Origin of the sequence: Sellimonas catena, assembly GCF_027924685.1 — a bacterium.
Lineage (GTDB): Bacteria > Bacillota > Clostridia > Lachnospirales > Lachnospiraceae > Sellimonas > Sellimonas catena.
Genome location: NZ_BSBO01000064.1, coordinates 1 through 7,212 on the forward strand (window position 1 = coordinate 1; position 7,212 = coordinate 7,212).

A 7,212-nucleotide genomic window follows, 5' to 3' on the forward strand; every position below is an offset into this window, starting at 1 on the left:
AAGAGCATTCTGTTAAAAAGAAACATAAAATGATCAGATAAAGTCCGAGCTGAATTGTCTGAAAATAAAAGAAATAAACTGATATCAAAAAAAGAAGAAAAAGTGCCAACGATTACTTGACACATACCGCTGCGGCCGGGCCGGGGCTTTTTCTTTAAATTTTCAGCAAGAGTCGGTGTGTAGTCGTATTCTTCCTGCTCGGCTTTCGCCCGCCACTGGGGAACGTGGTCTGCCGCTTTTCTTGGAATCAGCTTTTTGGAATCCGGGTGGAGCGTATAATCGTATTTCTCCACTTCCAGGATCTTCTGGCCCCGCAGGATGATGAGTGCCTTATTTAATGGCAGCCGCTGGATTTCATCCGGTGTCAGGAGTTTGCGTTTCCCAATGGATCTGGTCTGCCGGTACTCCGGTGTGTAATCCGACACCCGCCAGGAATTGAGCTGTTTGGCTTCGCTGCTGACTCCAACCGTCACATCCCCGGACCGGTTGGAAATAAAGGTGGCGGTCACTTCATCGGTACAGCCTAAGAATAACTGGCTGTCACAATTCCCGATAATTTCCTGCCATTGGTTCAGCGGATACCGGTTCTGCATCTGTGGCAGATTCTGGAAAATACAGGAAATGCTTAAGTTTCGACTCCGGATAACGGAAATTTTTTTGTTCAACTCCAAAATAGCGCCGGTATTGGCAAGCTCATCCGCCAGGATATGTACCGGAACCGGCAGCTTCCCGTCCACGCCCTCTTTGTCCGCAAAACGGACCAGCTTGATAAAGATAAAAGTCATGAACAGGGAGGAGAGGAAATCAAAGGTGCTGTCCTGGTCTGAGGTGATACAGAAATACGCACATTTCTGCTTGCCCGGCAGCGTTAGGTCGATCTCGTCATAGGAGGTGATCTGCCGGATCAGTTTGTTCTGGAACACCTGCAGCCTGGCACCTAATCCGATGATGACACCGGAGCGCACCGTGTCGCTGGCCTGCTTATAGATGCAGTAAGGTACTTTTGCCGGATGGGATACCGGAAGCAGGTCAAACAGGCTGTTCAGTTCTCTCTCGGAACTCATAGTCAGCAGCTTGTACACCTGCCCGATATTTTTGGCTTCCGGCGGAAAACCCTGATCCACGTACAGAACCAGGGCTTTTAACAAGTTCATTTCCGCATTATCCCAGAAGTGATCCCCTTTGGCAGAGCCGGTATTCTGGATGATGACATCGGCAAAGACCTGAGCCATCGTCTCAGAACCGTTGATCTCCATGAGACAGTTCCAGCTGTCGGAGTTTTCCGGGTTGACCAGGTTGAAGCATTTGACAGTATAGCCTTCCTTCTCCAGATACACGGACATACTTTCATACAGTTCGGATTTCGGATCAGTGATGATCAGGCTTTCTCCCGGCCCGTCAATCCCACGGGCAACACTCTGGAAAATGGCATTTCGGACATAGGCACGGCTCTTCATGGAGCCGCTGGAGCCGTAGACTGCCACATTCCGATTCATATAGGTGTGGTAGGGCAGGCAGACAGCCTTGCCATTCAGCTTGCCTAAGATGGTGCCTTTGCTCTTCTTTACATCAGAGGTCAGCTCCAGGACTTTATGCATTTCCTCCGGCGTCATGAAACCGGAGGTGCCGTAGGTGCCTTTGGTCGAGTAGTTCAGGTTCCGTTCCCGGTCTGGGACTTCGCCGTTGCGGTCATAGCCCATCCGCATGAGCAGGAAGATCAGCAGCCCAAATACCACAAGGCAGATCCCGATCCCGTACAGGTTATACGGAAAATCAGTGACTGCCTGGAAACAGGCTGCCGGATGCGGGGATGGCATCGGTGGGGAACTGCCATTGCCCGGCGTGTTACCGGCGGCAGTCCAGATGCGATAGTTTCGGATAAACTGAGCGATATAGCCGCCTGCATATAAGGTGCAGAGGCTGATGGGAAGCAGATAAATGAGCTTCCACCATTTACGGTTCATGCAAAAACCCCTTTCTAAACTTAGAGAGGTCAATACTGGAGAACCGAATGTCGGCGGTCAGATATCGTTTCAAACAGGGGATTTGGAAATCAAAGCAGATCATCACCCCCTTTCTGCCGTATACATTCAGCCCGGTATTGAATCGGTTAATTCGGTGCAAGTCAAAATCATATGCAAGAACCGCAGGGCTCTCGGAAGCGTCCACCCCGTCATGGTCGATGGGAAGGTCTGACTGCCGGGAACCTAAATCGGATAATAGTAACTGGTCAAGTTGTTTCATGAGCCGTGGCCGGACCAGCAGTTTTAATAGTGTCTCACCTTCCGGTGTATTGGGAAGGTAGTGAAAATGTTCATAGGATGTATCCGCTACAAACAGACTCTTTTTGTACCCGCCGGTGCTGGTCAGGAGCTGATATGCGGTGTCCATGTCCTTCCCAGTCAGGATCGCCCGGACTTTCGGGTGTCCCGTATAGGGAAAGTCCTGCAGGTAATGCTGCAGGAAGGCGTTCAGCCGTACCTCTGTCCGGTATTCCCACTTGAGTACATGGTCGCCGGTGTTATACAGTGCATAGGCACAGTGGGGAGCAAGCAGCACACCCATGCTCCGGGAATTTCTGATCTTGGTTGCCTCTGGACCGATGTGCTTAAACTCCCGTGATGAGTAAAAAAGTGGCAGGTTCCCCATAGAAAGGATCCCGGCTTCGCGGCCTTCCCTGAAAATATCCGGTTTCTGGTCAGCAAAGAACGGGATGCCGGCGCTTAGGAGAGTCAGATAGGTTTCTGCTTTCTGGTACAGACGCAGCCGACGGGTTACTTCGCTTCGGACCTGATTGGTTTCGCTATTCCCGGAGAGGAAGTCACGGAAACGCTCCGGATTTTGAGCAAGGAGCATCTGTTTGGCCCGTCCGGTCAGGCGGTAGCCCCGTAAATGATCCCGATAGTGAGTCCGCAATAGTTTTTGTGCCTTTAGCTCTGTAATGAGCTTTTCTCCATAAGATGCGCTCGGGATCAGACGGGTAAGCTGGTCAGCAGGAAATTCCCCGCAAAGAGCGACCATTTCCAGGAGCCTGTATTTCTGGGAGGTAGAAGGATACAAAATCAGTCACCCCTCCTTCCGGTAGTTACCCATGTAAGTCTGTACTTGGGTAAAAAGTTGTGCTTCCCGGCAAACAAAAAAAGCAGGGATTTCCTGCTTTCAAAGGATGTTTTACCAATGTCGGATAAAATGACGGAAAAATCATGAAATTTCCGATATGGTTTCAATCTCGTTTTTTCGTCCTTTCAGCCATTGGGGAAACCGGGATTTTCCCATCACATAGATGACAGTATGATCCGTATCTCCCAGCTCCGTGGTGTGGTAGGAGTCGCAGTAAAGCCCGCTGTCATCCACCATGATATAGGTGGCAATCGTGTCCAGAAGCTGTTTGAACTCCAGGTTATCGTAATCACGTACCCGGTCAAATGGGCCGTTCCGGTCATAGATCTGGCTGAAGCAGACCACACATTCCCGGTACAGGGGAAGGGAATGGACCGTCAGGTAGTTCTGCAGCGCATAGTTTAGCGGCTCATGGAGAAAGGCAGCGTTGACGTGCTGCTTTCTTTTGGGAAGCAGACCCGGAAGCGTAATGGAAATAAGATCTTCGTCCTGGCAGATCTCAATCCCTTGGGCATCTGCCGCTTCTTTTAAGTATCCGCTCCGTTTTTCCGGGGCGGCCAGACAGACCAGGTTCCGCATCTGGCAGGCGATCCGCTCAGCACGCAGCGCAGCGTTTATACTCAGATCCCCGTAGTTTTCCGGATATGTACGAATATCAGTGGTTTTCAGGGCAAAAACGGTGTTGTTGAGTTTCTGGATCTCTCCTTCCAGCTTCGCAAGCCGTTCATAGAGTATTTTCTGGTTTGAAATGGTGTATTACCTCCTTCCGTAGTAGCTGACAGAGCCGGAGTCATCCACGACACAGAAAGCAAGCACCCCTTCAATCGAGAGTTTCGCCGCCTGCTGGATATTTTCCAGCACCACAAGACGCAACACATCGTGGCGGGGAATGGACTTCATCACATGATCCACCAAAATTTCCTGTTCCAGCGGCACATAGAGGATTTCATATTCCTCATTCTCTGAAAAGAAGTGAAGTTTAACAGGAAAATCCCCGCTGGTATGGAATACGATGGGCTTTTCAAAATCCAGTAAAACCCAGAAGGCAGCAATCGTGCCTCGATCCGGGTTTTTGGCAGCCTCCGGGCTGTCACATAACAGGCCGGCTTCCTTATCATGATAAATCCTTCCCTGCTTGACCAAGCTGGTGATCAGCGACTTGATGGAGTCCTGGTTACCAAACATCTTCATTACCTGCTCATACTTGAGGGCATGGTAGGTGGTCAGGAAGCGCAGGAGCTTTTCTCCTTCCCTGTGGTATATCTGATCTCTTGTTTTCATGCCGGATTTCCTCCGTTCAGTAGAATGTGCGTGTGCTGTACGTAGAGTATACGTAGAAATATCTACTTATTATATACGTAGGCTGTACGTACAGCAGTCAGCGTTGGTTTATGGGTACAAAAAAAGCACCGCCGAGGGTGCTGTAAAAAGAAAACTATAAGCAATACCTATTGTAGCATGGGTAAATTTACCCTGCAATCGCAGAACTGTGTCAATTTTGTGCCGATTATACTAAATGAAAAACTCCCTCACTCGTATTGTTGAGTGAAGGAGCTTGCTAACTATTGTATCATTGTATTTTTAGGAAGGGATTTTACACCTATTGACTTTAACAAATCAATTAAGATGGAACGTCGTATTTTGAGTGATTCAGTGCTTATTCCTGAACTCATTATAACGAATTCTTTGGTTAATGATTCAGGACCATAAAAAAAGCATTTGCTTGGCATATTTGTAAACTTTGTTATTTCTGGAATCATTACCAAAGGTGATATACTACCCATGCCATAAGAATTAGTAACATTCTTTTCGGACAAAAGCTTCAACTTATTATTATAGGTTATATTTTGTTCTCTTGAAGTAATGACATATATTATTGAACCATCACGCTTCTGTAGTAGAACAGTTTTCAATAAGTCAAACTGATTTACATCTTCTCCTTCATTGATTAATATTCTAAATAAATTTTTAGTATCAATCGCAACAGGATGGGAGATAGAATAAAATTCTATATTGTGTTTCTTCAGAAAAGATAGGATAAGTTCTTTAATACGGAATTCTAAGGAATCAGAAAGAGGCATTTTCAAATTTTGTAAATTCTTATGTCCTATTACAATAATATAATGTCCGTGGCGACTACGCCCTTCTAAAGCATATTTCTTATCAATTTCACGAACTTCATCAAGTAACCAATTTTCTTCTCGCGATATATCACTTAAAGAAGATAAGAAAGGATAGGTGTAACAATTTGTGATATCTGCATAGGTAGATATTATTTTTTTTGCTTCTTCTAAATTATACCGTTTAATCCGAGATAGAAATTTTATATTATCTTTCGAGGTATACTTCCAATAATCGGAAAAGAATATAGGAGTAGTCTCTAGATAGTTTTGTATATTAAATTGCTTATGAAGAATTACTGAATCAGAATTGGCAAATGAGATAAAAACCATACCACCTGGTGCGAGCCAGCTATTTATATGTCTCATAAATTCAGTAATATTTACTATACTACTTCCCATGCCAAAACCTAAAATTACAAGATCCACTTTTCCTACAATGTCGTTGTAATATTGACTTGATATGTATTGTGGCTGAATATGTGATAAGCATATGTGTATGTTGAGTGGAAATATTTTTTGGCCATTTTTTTCATTCAAATCTTTCATTACTTTGACTGAATGATATGAACTTGTAAATAAAAAAAGTTTTTCACAGTGTTCATAAATTGAACTTGACAAAAACGAGTTAGGATAACATATCTCTACTACAGTTCCCAACTTTTTATTGAAATCAGACTGATACTCTTTGACGATTGTAGACAAACACTTTCGTTCAAAGTAAATTGCATGACGGGATAGATAAGAATATTTAAAAATTTCTTTCAATAATATTTTTTCGGCAAAACCTTTTAATAAATCATTTTTGTCAATTAAAGTTTCTAAAAGTGGATTAAGGCGATCAGTAGAATAAGTTCTAAAGATAATTTCATTACGAATAACAGCAAAATAAGCTGTAAATCTCTCAAAAACGGCTTGCGCATAAAAAAGTGCTTCAACGGATTGCTGAGAAAGAGCAATATCGTTGTAGTTTATATTCTGGAGAGAAGTCTGCATTAAATCTTGCTTAGTTATTGATTCAAAAAAAAGATTGTACGATTCTAATAGATATTTCTGGAAGTTATGAGAAACTTCATTATCGGTGAAAAAGATTATAAGGTGTATATTATTATATTCTTTAAGGTGTTGTACAGATTCTCCGAACTTCAAAACATCATTAATTACATAATTACTCAAAACTATACATACACGGTAAGAATTAGGAAAATTCAATATTAAATAATTTTGTTTAGTTACTAATCCTGGATCATGAGGATCTTTTGAACAGGATAACCACGACGAAAATGATGTAAGAGTAGCTTCTTCAAAAATTTTTTGGGCATTGATTTTAATGTAATCCTCGTAAGGTCGAAAAAGTGAACGCAATTTTGATATAACCGCATGGATATTAAGATGATGTTGAAGTTGCGGTTCAGTTATTTCATAATCTGTAATCAAATTTTTTAGAAAAGAAATGAAATTAGTGCTTTTGTTTAAAATTGTTTTGCAAATCGATTGGTCAAATCCTAAAGTGATAAGTTCATTGAAAGTGTAATTTAGTAGTGCTTTTTCAGTTTCTATGCTCAAGTCCTGCTCTACAAAAGCTAAAATTTTCTTGAAATTTTTATTAGATACTTCAACATTTTTTCTTATATTCAGCCAATTAGAAATAGATGAATGATCAACACCAATTTTTTCGGCTAATTTTGACTGTGTTTTGGAAAGTTCCGAAATGTAGTATTTTAAAATTATATTGGTAAGTACACCTTTGGTTATTTTGTTCATGATTATATTCCTTTAATTAAATGGTTTGTATATTTTTAAGTATATCATACATGATAAAAGGTTTCAATTGGTGGATTTTATATGTATGTGTCAAGTAATCGTTGGCACTTTTTCTTCTTTTTTTGATATCAGTTTATTTCTTTTATTTTCAGACAATTCAGCTCGGACTTTATCTGATCATTTTATGTTTCTTTTTAACAGAATGCTC

Annotated in this window: 5 protein-coding genes; all 5 read right to left on the reverse strand. The window is 42.6% G+C overall.

Annotated features, from left to right (window positions below; genetic code table 11):
• The coding region (locus Selli1_RS17660; protein WP_281874358.1) for a VirD4-like conjugal transfer protein, CD1115 family at positions 1-1,964 on the reverse strand (1,964 nt) is incomplete at its 3' end.
• Positions 1,954-3,060 carry a hypothetical protein gene (locus tag Selli1_RS17665; RefSeq protein WP_330677637.1) on the reverse strand — a complete coding sequence of 369 codons (1,107 nt, stop codon included), beginning with the start codon at positions 3,058-3,060 and terminating at the stop codon, positions 1,954-1,956. The genes Selli1_RS17665 and Selli1_RS17660, both read right to left, overlap by 11 nt.
• A gap of 141 nt (positions 3,061-3,201) precedes the next feature.
• On the reverse strand, positions 3,202-3,870 hold the full coding sequence (locus Selli1_RS17670; RefSeq protein ID WP_330677638.1) for a DUF6100 family protein: 669 nt from the start codon (positions 3,868-3,870) through the stop codon (positions 3,202-3,204).
• 6 nt (positions 3,871-3,876) lie between these two features.
• Positions 3,877-4,401 carry a DUF5697 family protein gene (locus Selli1_RS17675; RefSeq protein WP_087272774.1) on the reverse strand — a complete coding sequence of 175 codons (525 nt, stop codon included), beginning with the start codon at positions 4,399-4,401 and terminating at the stop codon, positions 3,877-3,879.
• 281 nt (positions 4,402-4,682) lie between these two features.
• On the reverse strand, positions 4,683-7,004 hold the full coding sequence (locus tag Selli1_RS17680; RefSeq protein WP_281874363.1) for a helix-turn-helix domain-containing protein: 2,322 nt from the start codon (positions 7,002-7,004) through the stop codon (positions 4,683-4,685).
• Positions 7,005-7,212: the final 208 nt, after the last annotated feature.